Consider the following 22,702-nt stretch of genomic DNA (forward strand, 5'->3'; position numbering starts at 1 on the left):
GGTCAGGTATACATTGCCTCAATTTCCTTGCCAAAGCGTTCCATGATCACTTTTCTTCTCAGCTTCAGCGTTGGCGTCATTTCACCAAGATCGAGTGAGAACTCCCGCGGCAACAACGTAAATTTCTTCACTTTCTCAAAACGGGCCAATTCCTTCTGCAGGCTTTCCAGACGATGGTGAAACAGATCCTGAATTGACTGGTGCCGAATCAGGTCCATCCGCGATTCGAACTTCAAGCCCATGGATCGCGCATACTCTTCCAGCGCTTCATAAGCCGGCACAATCAAGGCAGACACAAATTTCCTGGCATCCGCAATAATCGCCACCTGCTCAACAAAGTGATCGCGGACAATAGCCCCTTCAATCACCTGGGGCGCAACATACTTGCCACCGGACGTTTTCATCAGTTCCTTGATGCGCTCGGTCATGACAAGGTTGCCCTGAGCATCAATATACCCGGCATCCCCCGTGCGGAACCAGCCATCGATAAACGCTTCACGGGTTGCTTCAGGTTTACGGTAATACCCCCTCATCACGGTACCACCGCGCACCTGGATTTCATTATCGGCGCCGATTCTGATGTCAACTTCAGGCAATGGTTTACCAATCGAGCCCAACTCAATGGCATCATCGTAACAACTGACGGTGGCCGTTGTTTCTGTCAAACCATAGCCGTATTTGATATTCAGGCCTATGACCTGGAAAAACAGGTTGATGTCGTCTGCCAGCCTGGCGCCCGCACATGGGAAGAAGCGTACTCTTCCACCCACAAGGGCCCGTAATTTCTGTAATACCAGTTTTTCGGCAATCGCATGCGTCAGGCGAAGCCCCGGTGTCACCCACTGGCCCGACTGCCGACGCAGAAAATAGCGTTCCCCTGTCGCCAGCGCCCAGTTGAACAATCGCTTTCTGAAAGGCGTTGCCTGCTCAACCCGGGCCAGTATCGCCGAATGGATTTTCTCGTAGAAACGCGGCACAGCACACATGACGGTTGGACGCACCGCTGTCAGTGCTTCCCTGACAGCCGCAGGATCACGTATATAAGCGTTGGTAGCGCCCCGGTACATAACGTAAAACGTCCAGGCTCTTTCAAACACATGACTAAGGGGAAGGAAACAGAGCGAAACATCCGCATCTGTCAGCAATAACCGCTGATCATGGAGGCGGAGAGCCGTGCCAAAATTCCGATAATCCAGCATCACCCCCTTGGGCTCCCCCGTCGTGCCTGAGGTATAAATCAGGGTAACCAGGTCATCCATAGCACAGGTATCAACCCGCTCTGTCAGCAGATCACGGAAAGCGGCCGTTGTTGCACTCCCGACAAAATCGCCAAGATAAACGGCTTGCGGACAGCCATCAATAGACACCGCAGGATCCAGTACGACAATCTTCTTCAATGATGACTCGGCTGAGAGAAGTGATACGGCCTTATCAAACTGCTCCTGCTCACCCACAAACAGGATACTGGCCTCAGCATCATTAATGATATATTCAGCCTGCCCGGTCGTGCTGGTTGGATAAATCGGTACTGTCACCGCCCGACATGACAGGATAGCCAGGTCAGCCATCGTCCACTCGGGCATGTTGCGGGCAAATATCGCCACTTTACCCTGAACATCCACCCCTTCCCGCAACAAAGCACAGGCCAGTTCATCAACATGATGGCCAAATTGTTGCCAGGTGATGGTTTTCCAGGACCGTCCTTGTTGGTATTTGATGGCAATTCTGTCACGATATTGGCTGACGCGTTCACGAAACAGTCGAACCAGGTGCCAGTCTGTCACACTTTGCATGAAGTATTCCGGAATATCCGCTCGAATTGAGCGGACGCAAGTCTGTCGTGTAGGGATAATACGGTCAATACGGTCTGAGCGCAGGTACACAACCTTTTTCGACTAAAAATAATCCCAAACAACCCATAAAAGATTATTTTTTAATAAATAAATAAAATTTGATTAATAATAGACATAACAAAGTCAAAAGCCACAAAGCTACCGCCATTCAAAAACCACTAGGATTAATTAATAACACCATTATTTGTGGGACAGGGGCATGAAAAGTAACATTCAAAAAGGATTCACACTCATTGAATTAATGATTGTGATCGCCATTATCGGATTGCTATCGGCTGTTGCCATTCCCGCCTATCAAAATTATGTCGCACGGGCCAAAATCACTGAAGGGCTGGCTTTGGCTGGCGGCTTCAAGCAGCAATCCATGGAATACTTCAGCAGTGCTGGCAGCTGGCCAACCACCGTTGGTGATTTAGGCATCAATGATGATGGTGACGGATATATTCATTATCCAGAACATATGCATGTTGATCATGTTTTTCTTGGCGGCGGTCATGTCTATGTAAGATTTGATGAAAGCCTCAATCATGCAAGTATGTTGTTATTTGCAGATTCATTAACGTCCAACAGTAACGTCGTCAAGTGGCGCTGCATTCCCGCTCACCCTGACGCCCTGGACGTATGGAAGAAATTAGAACTGGATTATGCCATGCCCAGCGAAGAGGACCAGTTAAAAGCATACAACTACTTCCCGGGTGTCTGCAGGAATAACCTGGACGAAGCCATTGAAACATGGGAAGTACAAAATCAGTTAGTGGAAACATCCAAAACAAATACAGGCACACCACCTGTACGTACCCCTTCATCTACACCTGCAACAACTACAACAACTACAACAACTACAAATTCAAAACCTTTGCCTACCGTTGCTAAACAACTTTCACCTACAGCTTACACTCCATCCGGACCGGGGCAACCCTGGGTAAACCCATTAGACGGTTACTATGTTGGCCAGGAAGGTGGCTGGCCGGGAGGCTGTTCGGATTATGAATGGGCTAACTGGGGGGGGACAATTGGCTATTGCATACAAAACAGAATCGTTTCAATGGAGGCATTTCTGGACTGGGCTGAATTCAGGCCAGATGCACTCGCGAAACACCAGGAGGTCATACAAGATATCAAAGATTCTGGATACGGTAGCCACATACCTGACGCGTACAATACGCCATAACCAGTATCAACAAATGATCATCTGCGGTCTTTTCAGTCAGATGGGATTCCTCAACATTATCAACACGCTGAAGTGTTACAATTAATATCCGTGGAGGCCCTTTTCAAAAAGCGCCTCCACACGTACAAATTACGATACGTATAACCAGGCACCAACATAGCACGCTCAAAAAGCCGTTAGTCACTGTCCTGACTGTTGATCATCAATAAATATCCACACCCTTATGGTTCGATATTTTGTAATCTTTCTAAAAAACATTTACCTTCCTGCTTTTTAAACAGCTCAATGATATATCCTGACACGCCACTCCCCGTTATCTTTCGTGATGATCACCTGATAGCCATCAACAAACCCAGCGGACTGCTGGTACACCGCTCCATGATTGACCGGCATGAAACCCGCTTTGCCCTGCAAATGGTGCGGGACCAGGTTGGCCAACGGGTTTACCCTTTACACCGCCTCGATAAACCCACTTCCGGTGTTCTGTTGTTCGCTTTTTCCCCGGACATTGCAAAACTGGCGGGTGAGCAGTTCCAGTCCCATTCCATACAAAAAACCTATCTGGCCATTGTTCGTGGCATAACGCCAGAAGAAGGGATTATTGATCATCCGCTAAAAGAGCAGCTGGATAAAATGACGGACCAACGGGCTGACCAGAATAAACCCGCCCAGGAAGCAATCACCCGCTTTCACCGTCTGAATACCGTCGAACTCCCCGTGAGTATCGACCGTTATCCAACGTCCCGGTATTCACTCGTTGTCGCTTACCCTGAAACGGGTCGCAAACATCAGATAAGACGACATATGAAACATATCTCCCATCCCATCATTGGCGATGCCAAGCACGGCAAGGGAAAACATAATCGTTATTTTGCTGAATCGCTGGGAGCCGGGCGACTGCTACTGGCCTGTACGGAAATGCAATTAACCCACCCTGTCACCGGCGAGCCTCTGCTGATACAGGCTCCACTGGATCCGGTGATGTCACAACTCATTAAACGCTTTCAGTGGGAAGACAGCATCCCACAGCAATGGTTGGAAAAGGCTTAACCTGACACTGCCGAAAGACTACAGTCCCCCACTTGCCTTAATACTGAGATAATGATTAACCAGAGTCACCGGCAACATTGCAGGTAAAACATCCGCCATAACAACCCCCGTGGAACCGACCTGCCGCAATGCCTGTTGACGTTCCCGGAGATAGCGGGAAGTACCACAAAAAGCCAATGCCTGGTCAAATGACTGCACCGGTTGAGATAAGAGTTGATCAAGCTGCCTTTCCCTCAGGCTGGCTAACATCACCTGGTGGCTACCGGACAAGAGCCGGATAGCCGCCAGCAAGTCATCAGTCCCCTCGTCACGGACATTCGTGATAATAACGACCAGCGCATGCTTGCGATGACGCCTCATCAACTGTTCAGCAGCCAGTAAATAATCGCTGTTCTCTGTTGTACTGTGCAGGTCATAAACCTGGTTCAGCAACAGGTTCATGGCGGTATGCCCTTTTAACGGTGACACCCAGCGTTCAGCACCCGCTATGCTCATCATACCGACAGCATCGCCCTGGCGCAGGGCCATCCATGCAGTGACAAGCATTGCATTCAACGCATGATCAAAATGACTGCGGTCATCTTCTTTAACTCTCATTCGTCGACCACAATCCAACAGGAAGATCACATCCTGATCTTTTTCGGACTGGTATTCACGGGAAATCAATCGTGCCTGCCTTGCACTGGCTCGCCAGTCAACCTGCCTCAAAACATCGCCCTGTTGAAATTCACGTAGCTGGTGAAAATCCAGCCCCTGCCCACGACGCTGGACAACATGCGCCCCCATACTCGCCAGCTGCTGTTCCATTGTCAGTATTCTACTGTCCAGAACAGGTTTGAAATTCGGGTAGACCTTCACTGCCTGCGCATGACATGCCTGCTGACGCAGTTCCCATAACTGCAAGACACTGGTGATGCGTATATCAATGCCCCCTAAATGGAACAGACCACGAAGACCTGGGTAAACAGGGTAGTGAATAATTCTTTTATATCCTGCCTTCAGAACTATCGTCACGGGTAAATTATCAGCAACAAACCCTTCTGCCAGCTGGTCCGTGATGGTACACCGTATCTCCCTTTTAGAAGGATTCTCCAAAATAAGAGAAGCAGTATTAGCGACACCGACAGACAGATTGCCTGGCAATTGACGCTTAACTATTAACGGGCTGACCGGCCGGCTGAGCACCAGGTCAACCACCAGTGCCAGCGCAATCATGCCCCCCATTCCCCACCAGGCAGCAATGACGACATCTGCCATCCCGACAGACAAAAAATACCGGGCCAGTGCGGGGAAAAAAGACAGACATAGCCAACACAGCAGCAGTGTTATCAGTTTCCTTGACGGTCTCATAGGCGAGGGGCTTCTATATCATCCATCATCTCTGCCAGCAGGTAATCGGCAGTCACCCCCTCAATGGCCATATCGACAGACAAGGCCACCCGGTGTCGCATAACCGGAATAGCCATCGCTTTGACATCATCCGGCAGCACATAACTGCGCTGGTGAAGCAGAGCGTACGCACGTGCGCATTTCACCAGTGCAATGCAGGCCCGGGTTCCGGCGCCGCGGGAGAAAACAGGCCGCTCCCGCGTCGCCCTGACCAGCCTGACGGCATAGGCTACCACCTGATCATCAACCGACACCCTTGATGCAGCACTCTGAAGCCTCTGCATATCATTGGCAGTTAACAGCGATTCGGATGGCTTATCCGAATGATTGTTTTCCTCGATACCGGTCACCTGACGGGTAAGCGCCAGCTCATCCTCCATACCCGGATAACCGATAAACACTTTCAGCAGAAAACGGTCCAGCTCCGCTTCCGGCAAGGGATAGGTGCCTTCCTGCTCAATCGGATTCTGGGTCGCCATAACCATGAAAGGTTCCGGTACCGATTGCGCACGCCCCTCAATCGTCACCTGATGCTCTTCCATCACCTCAAGCAGTGCTGCCTGGGTTTTCGCCGGTGAACGGTTAATCTCATCCGCCAGTAACAGGTTCGTGAATACAGGCCCGCGCCGAATCCGGAATTCGCCTTCTTTCATGTTGTACAGCACATGCCCGGTCACATCTGCAGGCATCAGGTCAGGGGTAAACTGGATTCGCCGGCACTCACCATCAAAAGACCGGGCAAGGGTTCGAACCAACAGTGTCTTGCCCAAACCTGGCACCCCCTCAACCAGTACGTGTCCTTTTGCCAACAAGGCCACCAGCACCTGATCAATGACTTCCGGCTGTCCAATAACAACCTGGTTGATACGCTGGCGAAGGCCCCCCAGCTTTTCCAGCAACGGTTGGGCATCATGCCTTTCTGTCCCCGGTTCCGTATTCTCTGTCATAACGACTCCCTGATTTTTTGTAATAGCGCTACCTGGCGGACAAACGCTGTTTCATTCATTTTGTCGGGAACAGACATAGCCAGACGTATTTCCCCTGTCGTCGAACCTGTTCTTTCCGCCAGAAAACAATAAAGTTTATTTTCGTCTGATTGATGATCTGGATAACGCTGGTGTGCCTTTTTGACAATCTCCTGCTGAAGCGGTTCCAGCAAGGCCGCATAGCGTTGATGACGCCAGAGAAAATCAGCCGCTGCACGGATATGTTCAGAGATCGCCCGTCGCCGACTAAAGTCTGGTTCCTGCACCGCACCAAAACGCCGTGACCGGTAAACCAGCCAGGCCACTAACAAGACACCTGTCGCAATCACCAGTTCAGGCGCTGCCTGCCAGACCATGGTTGTCAATGGTGGCATCCGGGTGCCCCGAACAATGCGTACCGTTTGTTCATCCCCCACCCTGCGACTGGATAATGCATGCAGCAGATAAGCATGATCAAACTGGTCAATCCGCTTTGAATGCCAGATACCACTATCCGAGATGATGGTCAGGAGACCTTCTCCAACCTGAAACTGAATAAAATGTACGCCGGTATCACTGCCAGCCTGGTATAACGCCAAGTGTTTGTTGACCGACGCATCGCTCGCTTGCTGATCAGCTTGATAATCGAGGATGAAATCAGGAGAGAAATGAACTGCCACTGGTTCAGAAGCATCCTCAAACAGTATCTGGGTCAGTTGTTCCGGAGGAATCAACGATGTACTGTCTGAAGCCTGCTCTATAATCGCAGCCAGCTCATTGGCAGGAGGATGATTCGGCCCATCCGGTTTTAGTTCAGTGGTCGCGGGTTTAATACGACTGATAGCATAGGGCGCCAATAACACATGTTGTTCCAGCCTGCTGGCTTCCGGTGCCTCAACGATCAGATGCCCACCCTGTAACAACCACGCCTCCAGCAGTTTACTGCGAGATTCGGAACGTACTATTTCAGCCTGACTGATTAACAACGTCGAGACTGCTGACAAGTCATTCAGAATCCCTGCATTGTCATGACTTTGGACGTCATAACCGATTTGTGTCAGGTAATGCTCTGCCGCAAGAAAAGGATTTAGTCGGGCTTCACGACTGAAACCAAGATCAATGGTTTTTTCCCAGGGTTCAAAGAAGGTTTTGAAACCGTAGACGCCCAAAACCATCAGCAGTACGACAACGCTGATAATCACCCGTCGTTTAGCCACGGCAGAACACCTCCCGCCACTGCTGGCATAAAACCTCAAACTGTTGTTGTTCTATTCGTTGATGGCCATACGCAAGACGTTGCCAGTCCGTCGTTAAATTGTGCATGTAGGCATGCAGTCTGTGGTCCGGGAGACCAGCCACTAAAGCCACACACTCCTGTTCAGTATGCCCACAGGTCAACGGGACAGAAAAGCTGTGTATCAACCTCGACAGGCTCGCCCGGTAGAGCAGCCCCATGGCCGCCCTGTGATCACCGTCATGCCAAAGCGTTTCTGCTGTAGACGGCACATCGTCAGGCAGGCTCTCCGGACGCACATCCATCCCGGCCAGCACATCCGGCGCCGGTGACTTTGGTGTCCCTGAATGAATGACTGTCAGCAGGCTGGCAAAATGTTTTCGATAAAAATACAACAGATAAACAACGACAATGGCCAGTATCATCCATAACAACACCTCCAACACAACCGCCATGCCTTGCTGAAACGGGTGAAGTTTATTACTCCAGTCGTATAGCCATTGCAAAAAATCGGCAGCCCACGAATCATTGGTCGATTCTGGCTCCTCTTCAGTGATGTTTTTTAGACGCCACCCCCGCTTAGTCTCCTGCTGGTGAAAAGCCTCTCCTGCCAGAACGGACTGAATGAGTTCCCGGGACTCCATTTGCCCAATTTCATGCTGCGGAAAAGATGAAGCCGTCATGGATGAACGAGCCCATGCTGGCTCCGGCGTAATCAGGTACAGGGCCGCGACCAACGAAGCAGCGAGAAAAGCCAGACCTCTCAGTGTTGCCGGGCCTTTCGCGCGCTTTGTCTCATCAAAGCGCTGGGCCATCGCCCGAAAACGAATCTCGATATCCCAGCCTTCCAACTCAATGCGCCGATTAATGTACAGCGCAAAACCTGCCATGGTGTAAAAGGGCGCCACCAGCGACATGACAAGCCACCCCAGCAGATTCGTCACAATTAACCACCACAGGGGGGCATCGGAGCTGTACCACTCAAACCCGACACTGCCGGGAAGAAACGACAACAGAAGAAATGCAAACCCCATTGAGAAAATGGCTTCCATATGCGCGCAAACGATGGTTAACCAGGCTGAGCTGCCACCCTCCCGTTGATCCAGCACGCCTATACGCTGTCGCCGACGTTTACCGGTCAGTTTCTCAAGGGCAGTCACAGGCATGACAAATGAACGCCCCGGACTGAAGCGTCGCCAGGTCAACCAGGCAAACCCGTCGGCCCTTAACATCCCAGGCATTGCCCTTATCCCGGCACGGGCTGTGACGGTTTCACCAAACAGCAGACGACTGCCAATATACAGTGGCGCGCAATCCCACAGGGGTTTGAACCACCAGACCAGCAACAGTGCAAGCCATTGACGCTCCCCGACCAGAAGACTGGCGACCAGAAACAGGACACCGCTCGGGATCAACCAGGCCAGAAAAAGGGCGCGCCACCATTGCCTGGCGAGGACAAAGCCCAGATCCATGGCCTCATAACGACTACGCAGTCGCGGACGAATACTAAGCTGACCGAGATCCACGCTGCCTCCATGCTGCTGACAATGAATACAGAAAAACCATCATCCAGAAAACGGCGCCCACCGCATACTTAACCGAAGAGGGAATGGTGGCGCTGGAAGACCAGAAGGCTTCAAGGAAGGCTGCCAGCAACAACATCAGTGTTGTGCCATAAATCAGCCACACAGCCTCCCTGGCAGCAAGGCGCAGAGCCGTCAACCGCCGGTATGGTCCGGGGTCAATCAACGCCAAACCCAAACGCAGACCGGCGGCGCCACTGAATACGATGGCTGTCAGTTCAAACGCACCATGACCAACAACAAACGGGAAAAAGGTTTCACCAAAACCCAAATGGGCTATATGGCCCGCGACACCACCAATCGCCAGACCGTTATAAACCAGGTAAAACAGACTGCCGAGGCCAAACAACAGCCCACCCGCAAAAACCTGGAAACTGATACCAATATTGTTCTTGATGTAATAACCAAACATATAGAGATCAGTATCGGAGGCCCGTTCACGCCCCAAGACAGAATTCGCCGGATCATAGATAGTCTCAAAGTGCCAGACATCTTCAGGCGGCATCAAGGTATAAATCAGTTCATTATTGACCAGGCAACCCATAAACATGGCCAGCCCGGGCAGAAGAAAAAAGGCAGCCGACAAACCAATTAACCGGGCATTGGCGCGTAAGGCCTCGGGAAACCCCAGGAACAGGAAATGGACTATCTGATGCCGTAAACGCTGAGGGTGTTGATACAGCACATGATGCAATTCCAGCGCCAGCCGGTTCAGCCGCCCGACCAGTTCAGGGCTATAACCCCTGGAGCGTGCTAACGCACAATGATGACAAAGCTGGCGATACAACGGCACAACCTGTTCAGCCGAAATAGTCTCTTTCGACCCCTTTGGTGACGTTTTGCCGCCAGTCCGGGTCATCCAGTTTTCCAGGGTCACCCAACCGGGGTTATACCGTGTTTCAAAATCCTGCTGTTTCACTGCCGTTTACCCGATAACCACAACCCCATACCCTGAAGCCTGGCAACACTGTCTTCTTTATCATCGTGTGTAACGCCCAGCAGAATATTAGCCAATTCCTCTTGCCGGGCAGGACTCAGTGAAGCATGACGCCTCGCAAAGCTCATCAGGGCAACCTGCTCATCCATATCCAGGGATCTTGATGGGGGCACCGGCCGACAATCCGGTAATTCCCCCTGTGCTTTTTCCGCAGGCCGATAGACAACCAGTGTTCCTGCGGCCAAATCCCCCAGCCGTTGAAAGCGACGGGTCAAGACCAGGCTGACGACTCCGGCACAATAGAGAAACGGTAAGAAATCGACACTTCTCAGCAGGTTTCGAATAACAGACGGTCCCAACGCCACAGGCGTGAGGTCATCATTGACGACGACCAGCCCAAACGCTTTTTTCCCCGGTGTCTGCCCGCCACGACAGACTTCAAAAACGACAGGGTAAAACCATTCGAGCAGAAACAGCACCACCAGAAACAAGCCTGTTCCCGTCTGCCCTGCCAATGAAAGAGCGATCAAAACAGCAATGACAATGATGAATCGAAACAACAGATCCAGGGCAAAGGCCAGTGCACGGGGAACAACCCCCGCGACTTCAGCCTGAAGGTCAATAGACTCAGGGGTTTCCACCCGACAGGTGGTATCCAGCAGCTGGCGCATATCAGGCAGGCGTCTGGCTGCTGCAGCCGAAAATATTCCGGTATAAAACCCCGAATGCAATCACCGACATGGGCGCGGTCCAGATCAGACCAATTCCCAGCGGAATCATCGCAACAAGATTGATCAGCAGCAGCACCAGCATCAGCCCAAACACAGAGAACCACCGTTTGGTGATGGCTTTCCTGGAGGCTTCCAGCGCCTGCCAGAAGCCCAGGTTTTTATCCACCATCAAAGGCACGGCAAGCAGGTAAGCAACCGCCAGGTAAATACCCGGCAGCACGAACAATACCAGGCCGAGCAAAACCAGGAGGGTCGTCACGATGCTTAACAACAGCAGCGGCAATGTACAGGTGAAGCAAGACAGCACCTGACCCGCCTGTATCGGTGCATCGACTGCACGACGCACGCCCATCATATACAGCCCTGCCCATAGGGGCGTACTGACAGCCATCAACGCCAGCTGGGTAACAATCCCCACCCCCACGCTGGCGGGCAACAGGGCAGTGACAACCGAGATAACCAGCATCGCGATAAAGTAAATGATGAAATAAATCGCCATCGCCAGGAGCAACGTCCATTTGGCGCCACGGGTTTTCGCCCAGGCTTCACCGAGGGTTTCACCAATGGAAAAGGCATATTCGCCCGCGACACCTTTTTCCAGGGAGCCGTGCCCCTCTATGTCAGGCTGTCGGCTGAGATCAGACTCCGGCGCTTCATAAATGGACGACATGCTGATTCCTTCTGCATCTTTATCAGTTATGAATGGTTGGCAAAATCAAATCAGCACAAGGATAACGACTTGGGGAACCATCAACAAGAACATCGCCAGCATTATCCTGTTCCCTCCATGCCATGAAAGGAACCGGCTTTAGCACCCGGATTACATCACCATGCCTGCCAACAGGTAACCTATCGAACAGGCCACAATGACGCCAATCAGACCCGGCGCCATAAAGCTGTGGTTAAAATAATATTTCCCGATACGCGTCGTTCCGGTGACATCAAAATTGCAGGTTGCAATGTCTGACGGATAATTGGGAATAAAAAAGTAACCATAGACTGATGGCATAATCCCGATCAACAACTGCGGCGGCAACCCCATCCCCATCGCAACCGGCAACATCATCCGCGCTGTCGCCGCCTGGCTGTTGATCACAACCGATACGGTGAACATAGCCAATGCGATCGTCCAGGGATACGCATGCACCATCTCCGTGATACCCGCCTTGAAAGAGGGCATGGCATACTGGAAATAGGTATCGCTCATCCAGGCGATACCGTAGATGGCAATCGCCGCCACCATACCGGATTTGAACACAACGCCTTCCGGCACACGGGCAACCGGCGTATCCGTTCCCAGGAGAATCAAGCCGCCAAATGCCAGCATCATCATCTGGATAATCACCGACATACTGATGGCATGACCGTTAATCGTCCGCACTTCGGGGAACATGGCAATCACCACAATACTGCCCAGGGCCGCCAAAAAGAGCAGCACGGCATGTCGTGCTGATGCGGGCAATGTCTCATCCAGTGTCGTTGAGGTGGTTGAGAGGATCTTGTCGCGCCAGAGCGGATCCTGCATACGACGCTGGTATTCAGGATCATTCTCCAGTTCCAACCCGCGTCGCATACTGTAAATAGAAAGTACCAGTACACCGCACAACGTTGCGGGCATTAACACGCTCAGAATCGTCAGCAGCGTGATGGAACCATCCACACCCGACATTTGAGCCAGGTAATAAACCACTGCCGCAGAAATCGGGCTTGCCGTGATCCCCATCTGCGAAGCGATAGACGACGCAGCCATGGGACGCTCCGGGCGAATGCCGTTTTTCAGCGCCACATCACCGATGATCGGCATAACCGAATAAACAGCATGACCGGTTCCCAGCATCAGCGTCATGGTGTAGGCCACCAGCGGTCCCAGCAGCGTGATGTGTCTGGGATTATTCCGGAGAATCCGTTCCGCCACCTGCAGCATATACTTGAGTCCGCCCGCAGCCTCCAGTATGGCGGCACAGGTAACGACAGCCATGATGATCAACATGACACTCACCGGCGGCGACGTCGGAGGCATCCTGAAAACAAACACCTCGATGACCAGTCCAATACCCGATACCACACCCAGGCCAATACCGCCTTTCCTGCTGCCCAGGTAAAGCATCAGCAACAGGAAAAGAAACTGCAGAACAAGCACACTAACCCCCAATATCCCTTGAGAAAGAAAAAGCCGGTTCAAAATGAACATCCCGGATGCTCCCTGTGAACCGGCTTGCGAAGGGCCGTTATTGTGCGCTGATCAACCTGACACTGTGTTGACAGTCATCAAAACCTTACAGATCTAACGGTTACCATGGGTCACATTGCGTTTCCCTGTTTTATCCACACACGGTCAGTGAAACTTTTTCTAACAAATCCCTGTCTATAATTACATGTTATTTATCCCGTGGTTAACGTGCACATGAGCAACCGGAACACCTTTCAGATTCTCAGCGTCATAGCTTTATTGTTCTTCAATCCCCTGATGGCTGCTGAAACCCTCGTAACCTTATATAACGTGAATGAGCAGGGTACTGCCGCTGAAGCAGGCACTGTCAGTATTGTTGAAACACCCTACGGGCTTTTGTTCCAGCCGGCTCTTACGGATTTACCCAGCGGGTATCATGGTTTCCATATCCATGAAAATCCAAATTGCGGGCCCAGCGAAAAAGAGGGTAAAACCATTCCGGCCGGTGCAGCCGGGGGGCATTTTGATCCTGACAACAGTGGCTCCCATGAAGGCCCCTACGGTAACGGCCATCGCGGCGATCTTCCGGCGCTGGTCGTCAGCCCGCAGGGGATTGCGGATTACAGTGTTCTGGCTCCACGCCTCAAACGCATCCGGGAAATCACCGGTCACGCACTGATGGTACACGTTGGCGGTGACAACTACGCCGACAAACCCTCTCCCCTGGGCGGTGGCGGCGCGCGGATGCTGTGCGGCGTGATTCGGTAACCTGGTCATATAACCGTTTGGTTAGTCACACTATCAGCCTGATAAAGCATTTCAATCCGGGTGTGGATAGCTGGAAGACCAGTGCTGGTTTACAATCCCGTACTAAAGCACCATAACCCCGGATACCGCTTATGCTTATTGTCATTTCGCCCGCCAAAACCCTGGATTATGACACCCCGCCGGTCACCACCGATTACACAACACCGGATTTCCTGACCGATTCCGCTGAACTGATCAACCAGCTGCGCACTTTGAGCCCGGCTGATATCGCCAACCTGATGAGCATCAGCGACAAACTGGCCGGTCTCAACGCCGCACGGTTTGAAGCCTGGCAAACGCCATTTTCACCCGAAAACGCCAAGCAGGCCGTGTTGGCTTTCAAGGGTGATGTCTATACAGGGTTGGATGCCGAGACGCTTTCCGCTGACGACTTTGCGTTTGCCCAGAATCATCTGCGGATACTGTCCGGCCTTTATGGGTTGCTACGACCACTGGACCTGATGCAGGCCTACCGCCTGGAAATGGGTACCCGTTTTGCGAATACCCGTGGCAAGGATCTCTACACTTTCTGGGGCAACCGTATCACGGAAAAACTCAACCAGGAGGTGCAGCAGCAAACGGATAATGTGCTGGTCAATCTCGCCTCCAATGAATACTTCAAGGCTGTCAAACCCGCCGCGTTCGATGGTGAAGTGTTCACCCCGGTTTTCAAGGATTTGAAAAACGGCCAGTACAAAATCATCAGTTTCTATGCGAAGAAAGCGCGGGGATTAATGGTTCGCTACATTATCGACAACAAGATTACCCGAGTCGAAGACCTGAAGGGGTTTGATTACGAAGGCTACGCCTTTAGTGCCGATATGAGCCAGGGTAATGAGTGGGTCTTTACCCGGGATGAAGCCTGAAGATACCGGGAAACGCGCCGGCCTTTAACGCCAGCGCGTATATAACTTAACCTGCCTTTCTTACAGCTGGCTGGCCCATTCAATGGCCCAGGGTACGGCAATTTCTTCCGGTGATGCGGTTTCACAGGCATCAATCATCAATGGCTCAGATACCCGTTTAGCCGTCAGCTCTGCCAGCAGTTCATCCATCTGTTTTCCACCGCCACAATAGGTATCACCATAAGAACTGTCACCCAGTGCGATAATGCCGTAAACCAGGTGACCCAACAGAGGAAACCGCTCTTTTAACTCAAGGTATACCGGTTGCAGATTGTCCGGCAGATCCCCCTGCCCCGTGGTTGACGTGCAAACCAGAACGGCGTCAGCGCCATCCCTGAGTACCGCATCCATTCCCTCAGCCTTGATCACCGTATGCCCGGCCTGCTCCAGGGCTGCCTTAACGTCTGTGGCAACAGCTTCCGCCGTTCCATAGACACTGCCTGTCAGTAGCTTGATGATTGCCATTTTTACCCTGTTTTTTTCTGACTATTCCTGCAGGAACCTGGTCTACTCCCCGCTCCTGCAGGGCAGTGTATAACAGAGCCCCCCGACACTGAAGAACCGTAATGTCAGTTTCGCTTTACAGTCGATGCGTCAGGGATACGACCAGTACATTGGCGCTCACCTTGTACTTGGCTTTATAAGATGCGCCTTTCTCGTTTATCACGCCATTGGGTTCATATTCATGCTCGTTGACATTGACATTCTTTTTGAACATATGGCCGTAGGCCAGATCCAGGGTATAGTCCGGCGCTGGCTGATAACGGGCGCCAATGGTCAGCCATTCGCGGTCAACATCCGGTATCCGCATGGTGCGCCACGCGGTGCCGACCGGCGATTTGTCGTAGCCGTACCCGGCTCTCAGTAACCATGCCTGGCTGTAGCGATAAGCGGCGCCGATAGACCAGGCCCAGACATCGCTCCAGTTTTCCGGGGTGTAGGATGCGACGCCGCCGGGTTTCCCGGCCAATGGGCCACTTTCGTCAATCGCCTTGATTTCATCGAACCGGCTCCAGCGGGTCCAGACCGCGCCCGCCATCAGCATCCAGTGATCATCCAGCCTGTGGGTGCCGCTGATCTCCAGTTTTTCAGGCAGCGTTAATTTGATATGCCCATCAACTTCCTGACTCACAGGCCCCGGTGTTGGTAGCGGCAGGGCGCCATTGAGTTTCAACTTGCCTTCAATCTTGTAGTCAATATCCGCGGTATAGGCTATTCCGATGGTAGTGGCGTCCGTCGGTTGCCATAACATGCCGACATTCCAGCCAAACCCCCAGTCATCCCCGGTCATTTTGGAGCGGGCGTTTAAATCGCCCTGCTCTATGCCCTTGACCTGCGTCAGCTCCCCTTCCAGGTAAGACACCACCAGGCCAAAGCCAACCGCCAGGTCTTCACAGAGCTTCCAGGAAACGGTGGGTTGCAGGTTCAGCGTGACAATTTCGGTCTTCAGGGCCAGGTAGCGACCGACAAAATCCCCGTCATATTCCGTCAGGGCGGCGTAGGGTACGTGGAAACCCAGGCCGACGCTCACCTCGTCATTCACCGGTCGGCTGACAAAACCAAACGGCACGCCCTGCGGACTGATGAAGTCGCCACGGTCGGGCCCCGTAACGGGTTGACCGCCGCCGTCCTTACCTTCCGCACGCGTATACTCGCCGTCAGGCGCGATCAGTCCCGCGCCGAGGGTAAACTGGGCGTGATCCAGAAAAGCGATGCCGGCAGGATTCGCCACCATGATCGACGCATCCTCCGGATTCGCCGCCCGCCCGGCATAGGCCGTGCCGGCAGCCCCCGCCGAGGTCTCATTGAGGGAAAAGCCCGCAGCGATGACATTGCCCGCCACACAACTGCCAATGAGCAAGAGCCCGCCTTTCACTGCATCATCAAACCACCCGGAATTCATCACTATCCCCACGCAAAGGCGTATAGCCTGACTTTGAAATGCTTGTTTATTTAGTTGGGGAATGCGGTTCTGTCACGTTTTTGGGGAAGTTTCCCATTATCGGGCGATGTCGCCGATACGGCTTGCCACTTGAAAATGGTTTGAACCTTATGTTCGATTGTCGGCTATACATGGAGGGGCGCGCTGACAGGAGGCCTGAAGCATGCCGCCAACCTGACGATTTCCGCCATCACGGCGCTGGAGCTGCGTCGCGGCGTGCATGCACTACCGGCTTCTTCGGAAAGAGGCTGTGGATCAGTCAGTGAACGCGCTGATCGGGAGTGTGTCCGTGGCGCCCTTTGACGTGTCAGCCGCTACCGAATATGGCGATTTATGGGAAACATTAAAAATGGAAGGACGGCTGATAGGCCCAGCGACCTGATGATTGGCGCCCATGCCCGCGCCGGTGGTTTTACGCGGGTGACCAATAATCTCAGGGAGTTTAAGCGGGTTGAGAACCTGGCCGTTGAAGACTGGAGCGAGATGACGCTGAATTGAGGGTTAATGGCGGGCGTGATGTTTTGTCACGTCTTTTGAAATTGATGGGGAAACGGCGGATAAAAATATCCCCACAACCGGGTGTGGGGATATTTCGGGACTCAGTGGGCTATTAGAAGCGGCGAGTCAGGGAGACCATCAGGACGTGAGCGCTCATTTCATACTCACCCTTGAAGTTGGTTCCAGTTTTATCACCAGTTTCCGGATCATGCTCATACTCATCAACTTTGGCTGTATTTTTAAGCATGTATCCATACGCCATATCAATGGTGTAATCAGCATTGGGCTGATACTTGGCACCGATTGTCAGCCATTCACGATCGACATCGGGTATACGAGCTGTGCGATCTACATTACTAACTGGCGAATTATCGTAAGCATAGCCTGTCTTAAACGTCCAGTTTTGATTGTACTTATATGAGGCACCTACTGACCATGCCCAACTATCATTCCAGTTTTCAGGTACATGAGATACAACATCACCTGGCTCGTAAACCAACAAATCTTCATCTGCAATCGCATTGATTTCATCAAAGGTGCTCCAGCCAGTCCATAAGGCTCCAGCCATTAATGTCCAGCGATCATCTAACTGGTGTGTTATACCAATTTCAAACTTATCAGGGAGTGTTACATCCAGGTGGCCTGCCGCTTTATCATATCCACCGAACCCAGGGAACAAACCAGGAATTTCCGGAATAGCTTGCCCAGTAACTTCCAAATCACCTTCAACGGTAAAATCAACTTTTGATGTATAAGACATACCTACCGTTGTGCGAGACGTAGCTTTCCACAGTAAACCTACATTCCACCCCCAGCTCCAGTCGTCACCTGCCATTTCTGAAGCAAGACTAATATTTTCCAGCTCATTTGGTAATATAACAGATTCACCTGTTATTGATCTCCAGTTTCCAAGTGTCCCCTCCAGATGCGATGCGAAAAGGCCAACACCTACGGCAAGATCATCACTGAATTTATATGAAAGAGTTTGCTGAAGATTGATACTTGTCAGTTCTGTTTTTGTCGCAAGGTATTTCCCAGCAAAATTATCATCGTAATCTGTGGCTGAGGCAAAGGGAACGTACATTGCCAGACCATAAGACCACTTTTCATTAATTGGTGTCGCAAAGTAAGCTGAAGGTACAAACGCCGGGCTCATGATGTCACCGCCATCACCTGCATCTGCATCTAAAGGAGCACCAATCATTGGATCACGCTTACCAGAAACATTTTTCAAGTCCGCCTTTGGCATAACCAAGGCGCCACCAAAGGTCCATTGAGCCTGATCTAGAAACGCAATACCCGCTGGGTTAGAAGATTGAATAGAAGCATCTTCAACACTGGCCGCACGACCGGCATTCGCAGTACCCGCCGCACTGGCAGACAGCTCATTCAACGCAAAGCCCGCGCCCTGCGCAACGCCACTAGCAATACACGCGCTGACAGCCAGCGACACCAAAGACAGTTTGCCCGGATACGGCCTGAAGTTCATGCTACCCCCTGGTCATTCACCAGAATTTGTGTTGTGTGAAGTACGGATTGTGCTCGGCGAACTTCTCGCAGCCCATTGACCCATTTGCGAGAGATGCCTGTATTTTTAATGCGGATACGAGCGTGATTACTGCGTTTTCTGCATTTTGACGGCGGCAGTCTACTGTCTGCCAAGGCGGGCTGTCACCGGGGTCTTTGTGGTGTTTGCGTAACCCTTACATACGCTCCAAAAAGATAGCGGCAACAAAAAGAAACAAAGCAAAACCAAAGTACTACCGGGTAGGAATAACACTCACAAATTGCCGTATTAACCGTGATTCCTCTCCCCTCTCAATCAATAACTGACGAGAGAAAAGGAACCACGATGAAACCGTTGATCAACCGGGTAACGCGATACGCGGAAGGGCAATCTTTCGTATGACGGAGAGCATTCGCGTGGAAAATATCAGGATACCGGCAATGACTGTCGCCAGCGTCGGGTTAACGGACCATGACAGTAACAGGAGATAAATGAGGCAACCAAAAATTGCAGGCGTTGCATAGAGTTCTTCCTGCTTCAAGACCATAGGCACTTGTCCCGCCAGCATATCGCGGATTGCCCCACCGCCAGCGCCGGTCAGCACCCCCATGATGATGGCAACCACCGGCTCGGCTCCGAAAGCCAGGGCCTTTTGTGCACCCGCAATACTGAAAACTGCCAGCCCAAGCGCATCAAAAATCTGCAGGATACGGTGGATACGCGCCATCCAGCTCAACGTTGCCAGCCCCAGGATAACGGCGGCCAGAATCACCCAGAGGTAATGCGTATTCTGAATCCAGAAGACCGGCGTACTGCCCAGCAGCGCATCGCGGATCGTCCCTCCACCCACCGCGGTGACAAACGCCAGCACCAGGGCACCGAAAAAATCCATATTACTCCGGCAGGCCAGCAGCACACCGGAGATGGCAAATACCGCCGTACCAAACAAATCCAGCGCATAGAGTGTCATTTTGCCCCCCTTGTGGTTCGCCGGGATTGTAAAATCGTCCGGTTTTACGGAATATTGCTTTATTGCGGGTATTAATAATGCCCTGGCTTGTCCCGCCACTCCCCATCAGGCATGACCGTGTCACCCGTGATTGCTATAACAATAACGAGGTAACTATGACAGCGTCGTATGATTCCGGACTTCGCATGCATGGTCAACGTCTTTGGCAATCGCTGATGGATCATCGGGAGCGGCGCGCCGGACCCGTGAAACAGCGCCTCTGCCGCCCATGAAGCCTGTGATCCGTCCGTGTAGCGCGAGCTGGGCATGATCTTCGTCACCTGCGTGAAAGGGCTGTTTTACAATGAAGCCCCCGCAAGACCTGGAAGCCGTGTATAACATACCTCCGCATGCTATGTTGGATTTAGCAAAACCATGACCCTGACGCCTGCTCATTGAGGAACGACTGTTTGAAAACCCTTCTGATCTACCTGGCCATGGGCATTGCCCGCGTGATTGGATGGCTGCCGCTTTCCGTGGCCCATGCCATTGGCGCCGGTTTTGGCTGGCTGAGCTGGCGACGCAACAATCGCCGGACAAAAATCAGCCGGACCAATATCCAGCTGTGCTATCACCATCTCAGCGCAACCGAAAGCGAAGCACTGGTCAGGCAAAGCATGATCGAATCCGGAAAAACCCTGTTCGAAGCTGGCATGACCTGGTTCTGGCCACTGGAAAAAGTCGATCGCCTGATCACCCGCGTGACCGGCATGGAACACCTGCAAAAAGCGCTCGACGAAAAACAGGGAATTATTCTGATTCTGCCGCATCATGGCACATGGGAGATTCTCAACCATTTCCTGCGCCATCACCTGTATATGTATGCCATGTACAAACCGGCCAAGATCAAGGCGCTTGACCGGTGGATCTATCGTTCACGCAGCCGTGTCAAGGTTGGCCTGATACCCGCGAATGTTACCGGTGTCAAAACCCTGCATCGCGTATTACGGGAAAAAGCCGTTGTTGCCGTTCTGCCGGACCAGGAACCTGGCCCCAAGAGTGGTGTTTTTGCCCCATTCTTTGGCGAGCAGGCATGGACTGGCAAACTGGTGAACAATCTTGCCACTACACATCCCGCGGCATTGCTCAGCATGTACGCCAGACGGAGTGACAACGGCGGTTATGAAGTGGTTATCAAGCCAGCGCCTGACGCTATCAGGGATAAGGACCCGGCCATTGCCGCCACCGCAATGAACGCCTCCATTGAAGAGTGCATTAACGAGTGTCCGGCGCTGTATCAATGGAACTACGCCCGGTTCAAGACACGTCCGGCAGGCAAGAAAAAGCTCTACCGTTTCAAGCGCAAACACCGCAAGGCCGAGAAAGCCCGGACGGATGTTGCCACATAACGATAAAAAACGACGTCACACCCGGAACTTGCAAGCGGGCATCGGCCATACCCGTTTGCAGCAGCGGCAGGGATGCCGCGGTAGTGTCGCCGGTCAGGACAGACCGTCGACACGGGCGTAAAACGGGTATGGCCGATGCCGGCATACCCGTCCCTCCCAAACGACTCGAAAACTCAGGCCTTGTGAATAATCATGCTGTCCTGCTTTTTGGCCCGCTTCAGCAGACGCTCCTGAAACGCCATACCCACCGCTGAAACGACAAACGTCAGGTGTACGATGACATACCACATGATTTCTTCGCTCGGCGTATTGCTGGCATTCATAAACACCCGCAGCAGGTGAATGGAAGAGATGGCCACGATGGAAGTCGCCAGCTTCGCTTTCAGGGAGTCTGCATCCATCTTGCCCAGCCAGGAAAGTTTTTCACGCTCAGACTCTCCGACATCCAGGCGCGAGACGAAATTCTCATACCCGCTGAACATCACCATCAAGGCCAGTCCACTGACCAGCACCAGGTCGACCATGCCAAGGATATGGAGAATCAGGTCACGTTCAGGCAGTTCCAGCAGGTGTGAGTACAGGAGCCACACGTCCTGGAAAAACTTGATCAGGATCGCCAGCAGAATCAGCGACAAGCCGAGGTAAAGTGGCGCCAGAAGCCAGCGCGCCGCGTAGATACAGGTATCAAAAAACTTCTCTATCATAATCCCCCACCAGAAAACCTGAACTGGTGGGGGATAAAATACCCGATGAAATACTGAAAAAACAGGAAAACCGGACAGCCATTCAGTCCACGTTCAGGCAAGACAGCGCGGCAACAGGTTCAATGACTCAATATCTGCCCGAGGAACAGTTTGGTCCGTTCAGACTGTGGATGGTTGAAGAACCTGTCCGGATCGTTCTCTTCAATGATCTGACCACCATCCATGAAGATCACCCGGTCAGCCACCGTCTTGGCAAAGCCCATCTCGTGGGTGACACAAAGCATCGTCATGCCCTCTTCTGCCAGTTCGACCATGACATCAAGCACTTCCTTGATCATTTCCGGATCAAGCGCAGAGGTGGGTTCATCAAACAGCATGACCCGTGGATTCATACACAGACTGCGGGCTATGGCTACACGTTGCTGCTGCCCGCCGGATAACTGACCCGGGTATTTATCGGCCTGGTCGGGGATCCGGACACGTTCGAGATATTTCATCGCGATGACATCCGCCTCCTTTTTGGGCATTTTGTGTACCCATACAAGACCCAGTGTGCAATTCTCACGAACCGTCAGATGGGGAAACAGGTTAAAATGCTGAAACACCATCCCCACATCCTTGCGGATATGTTCAATATTCTTAAGGTCGTTGGTCAGTGGGACGCCGCCAACGGTGATATCTCCTTCCTGGTGCTCTTCCAGCCGGTTTATGCAGCGGATCATCGTCGATTTCCCTGAGCCGGATGGCCCACAGATAACAATCCGTTCTCCCCGTCGTACGGTCAGGTTGATATCTTTAAGCACATGGAAATCACCGTACCATTTGTTAACGTTATCCAGTTCGATGACAAGCTCAGACTTTGACTCAACCTGTGACCCTGTTGTATCCATTGAGACAC

Annotated in this window: 21 protein-coding genes; 6 read left to right on the forward strand and 15 right to left on the reverse strand. The window is 52.2% G+C overall.

The annotated features are described in order from the left end of the window. Positions 1–2: 2 nt before the first annotated feature. Positions 3–1,793, reverse strand: a complete 1,791-nt coding sequence (locus tag AC27K1_RS10960) for an AMP-dependent synthetase/ligase (RefSeq protein WP_487150537.1) — start codon at positions 1,791–1,793, stop codon at positions 3–5. Positions 1,794–2,052: 259 nt separating this feature from the next. Here AC27K1_RS10960 and AC27K1_RS10965 point away from each other — a divergent pair, with 259 nt between their 5' ends. Continuing rightward, positions 2,053–3,024, forward strand: a complete 972-nt coding sequence (locus AC27K1_RS10965; RefSeq protein ID WP_487150538.1) for a pilin — start codon at positions 2,053–2,055, stop codon at positions 3,022–3,024. A gap of 285 nt (positions 3,025–3,309) precedes the next feature. After that, positions 3,310–4,074 carry a tRNA pseudouridine(65) synthase TruC gene (truC, locus tag AC27K1_RS10970; RefSeq protein ID WP_487150540.1) on the forward strand — a complete coding sequence of 255 codons (765 nt, stop codon included), beginning with the start codon at positions 3,310–3,312 and terminating at the stop codon, positions 4,072–4,074. A gap of 18 nt (positions 4,075–4,092) precedes the next feature. Here truC and AC27K1_RS10975 read toward each other — a convergent pair whose 3' ends face one another. From AC27K1_RS10975 to AC27K1_RS11010, 8 genes are all read right to left on the reverse strand, one after another. Continuing rightward, positions 4,093–5,424 (reverse strand): DUF58 domain-containing protein, encoded by a 1,332-nt coding sequence (locus AC27K1_RS10975; RefSeq protein WP_487150542.1) that lies wholly within the window; start codon positions 5,422–5,424, stop codon positions 4,093–4,095. Further along, positions 5,421–6,410 (reverse strand): AAA family ATPase, encoded by a 990-nt coding sequence (locus AC27K1_RS10980; protein WP_487150544.1) that lies wholly within the window; start codon positions 6,408–6,410, stop codon positions 5,421–5,423. Before AC27K1_RS10980 ends, AC27K1_RS10975 begins: the two co-directional genes overlap by 4 nt. Beyond that, a complete protein-coding gene (locus AC27K1_RS10985; RefSeq protein ID WP_487150546.1) occupies positions 6,407–7,645 on the reverse strand; it encodes a DUF4350 domain-containing protein in 1,239 nt (412 codons plus the stop codon). The genes AC27K1_RS10980 and AC27K1_RS10985 overlap by 4 nt, the downstream gene beginning before the upstream one ends. Beyond that, positions 7,638–9,188, reverse strand: a complete 1,551-nt coding sequence (locus tag AC27K1_RS10990) for a DUF4129 domain-containing protein (protein ID WP_487150548.1) — start codon at positions 9,186–9,188, stop codon at positions 7,638–7,640. The genes AC27K1_RS10985 and AC27K1_RS10990 overlap by 8 nt, the downstream gene beginning before the upstream one ends. Then, entirely contained in the window at positions 9,169–10,164 is a 996-nt protein-coding gene (locus tag AC27K1_RS10995; RefSeq protein ID WP_487150550.1) for a stage II sporulation protein M, read from the reverse strand. Before AC27K1_RS10995 ends, AC27K1_RS10990 begins: the two co-directional genes overlap by 20 nt. Beyond that, complete coding sequence (locus AC27K1_RS11000; RefSeq protein WP_487150551.1) at positions 10,161–10,853, reverse strand: RDD family protein; 693 nt, start codon at positions 10,851–10,853, stop codon at positions 10,161–10,163. The genes AC27K1_RS10995 and AC27K1_RS11000 overlap by 4 nt, the downstream gene beginning before the upstream one ends. 1 nt (position 10,854) lies before the next feature. Further along, the gene (locus AC27K1_RS11005; protein WP_487150553.1) at positions 10,855–11,583 is read right to left on the reverse strand and encodes a hypothetical protein; all 729 of its coding nucleotides are present in this window, start codon (positions 11,581–11,583) and stop codon (positions 10,855–10,857) included. A 150-nt stretch (positions 11,584–11,733) separates the two neighbouring features. After that, positions 11,734–13,104, reverse strand: coding sequence for an anaerobic C4-dicarboxylate transporter (locus AC27K1_RS11010; RefSeq protein ID WP_487150555.1), 1,371 nt, complete (start codon positions 13,102–13,104; stop codon positions 11,734–11,736). A 213-nt stretch (positions 13,105–13,317) separates the two neighbouring features. On the opposite strand from AC27K1_RS11010, the gene sodC reads away from it, so the two are divergent. Continuing rightward, positions 13,318–13,851, forward strand: a complete 534-nt coding sequence (sodC, locus tag AC27K1_RS11015; RefSeq protein ID WP_487150556.1) for a superoxide dismutase [Cu-Zn] SodC — start codon at positions 13,318–13,320, stop codon at positions 13,849–13,851. A gap of 131 nt (positions 13,852–13,982) precedes the next feature. Beyond that, entirely contained in the window at positions 13,983–14,756 is a 774-nt protein-coding gene (yaaA, locus tag AC27K1_RS11020; RefSeq protein WP_487150557.1) for a peroxide stress protein YaaA, read from the forward strand. Positions 14,757–14,816: 60 nt separating this feature from the next. Here yaaA and AC27K1_RS11025 read toward each other — a convergent pair whose 3' ends face one another. Continuing rightward, on the reverse strand, positions 14,817–15,260 hold the full coding sequence (locus tag AC27K1_RS11025) for a flavodoxin (protein ID WP_487150558.1): 444 nt from the start codon (positions 15,258–15,260) through the stop codon (positions 14,817–14,819). Positions 15,261–15,375: 115 nt separating this feature from the next. After that, the gene (locus AC27K1_RS11030) at positions 15,376–16,698 is read right to left on the reverse strand and encodes an OmpP1/FadL family transporter (RefSeq protein ID WP_487150559.1); all 1,323 of its coding nucleotides are present in this window, start codon (positions 16,696–16,698) and stop codon (positions 15,376–15,378) included. A 372-nt stretch (positions 16,699–17,070) separates the two neighbouring features. On the opposite strand from AC27K1_RS11030, the gene AC27K1_RS11035 reads away from it, so the two are divergent. Then, positions 17,071–17,235, forward strand: a complete 165-nt coding sequence (locus AC27K1_RS11035) for a hypothetical protein (RefSeq protein WP_487150560.1) — start codon at positions 17,071–17,073, stop codon at positions 17,233–17,235. A gap of 112 nt (positions 17,236–17,347) precedes the next feature. Here AC27K1_RS11035 and AC27K1_RS11040 read toward each other — a convergent pair whose 3' ends face one another. Together AC27K1_RS11040 and AC27K1_RS11045 are read right to left on the reverse strand one after the other, a co-directional pair. Next, complete coding sequence (locus tag AC27K1_RS11040; RefSeq protein WP_487150562.1) at positions 17,348–18,724, reverse strand: OmpP1/FadL family transporter; 1,377 nt, start codon at positions 18,722–18,724, stop codon at positions 17,348–17,350. Positions 18,725–19,100: 376 nt separating this feature from the next. Continuing rightward, entirely contained in the window at positions 19,101–19,712 is a 612-nt protein-coding gene (locus AC27K1_RS11045) for a trimeric intracellular cation channel family protein (RefSeq protein WP_487150563.1), read from the reverse strand. 449 nt (positions 19,713–20,161) lie between these two features. Between AC27K1_RS11045 and AC27K1_RS11050 the strand changes: the two genes are divergently transcribed. Next, positions 20,162–21,100: a lysophospholipid acyltransferase family protein gene (locus AC27K1_RS11050; RefSeq protein ID WP_487150565.1), complete on the forward strand. Its 939-nt coding sequence runs from the start codon at positions 20,162–20,164 to the stop codon at positions 21,098–21,100. Positions 21,101–21,273: 173 nt separating this feature from the next. Here AC27K1_RS11050 and AC27K1_RS11055 read toward each other — a convergent pair whose 3' ends face one another. Both AC27K1_RS11055 and AC27K1_RS11060 read right to left on the reverse strand, forming a co-directional pair. Then, entirely contained in the window at positions 21,274–21,804 is a 531-nt protein-coding gene (locus tag AC27K1_RS11055; RefSeq protein ID WP_487150567.1) for a TIGR00645 family protein, read from the reverse strand. A 119-nt stretch (positions 21,805–21,923) separates the two neighbouring features. Then, entirely contained in the window at positions 21,924–22,694 is a 771-nt protein-coding gene (locus AC27K1_RS11060; RefSeq protein ID WP_487150569.1) for an amino acid ABC transporter ATP-binding protein, read from the reverse strand. Positions 22,695–22,702 lie beyond the last annotated feature (8 nt).

It is taken from the genome of Kistimonas ophiarachnellae (assembly GCF_057552235.1).